Here is a 251-nt window from a genome sequence, read left to right as displayed (position 1 = left end):
ACTGTAGCGCTGTGACAACAGTCATACGTTGGTCTGGTTCGGCAATCAGCTGCCACTCCAATGCTAGGCTGAGCACAGTCTGTGCCGCGTCGTGGTCTCTCAGGGCCAGCAGCAGACAGGCTCCCAATCGCTTGCCAACCAAATCCGAGATGAACGGCTTCCGTTTGCAACAGCAGTTTATCAGCGTGTCCAACATCTGGCCCCACAGTTGTCCCTCGTCGACACAGGCGATGCTCTGCGGACAGAGGAGG

The 251-nt window shown here is 57.4% G+C and carries 1 protein-coding gene; it reads right to left on the bottom strand.

Annotated elements, in window-relative coordinates:
* On the bottom strand, window positions 1-206 hold a 206-nt coding region (locus F1003_RS17100), incomplete at its 3' end, for a hypothetical protein (RefSeq protein WP_235898435.1).
* Window positions 207-251 lie beyond the last annotated feature (45 nt).

Origin of the sequence: Winogradskyella ouciana (assembly GCF_009709615.1) — a bacterium.
Taxonomy (GTDB): domain Bacteria; phylum Bacteroidota; class Bacteroidia; order Flavobacteriales; family Flavobacteriaceae; genus Winogradskyella; species Winogradskyella ouciana.
The sequence above is the reverse complement of the archived record's forward strand: the minus strand, read 5'-3'. Positions and strand labels throughout refer to the sequence as shown.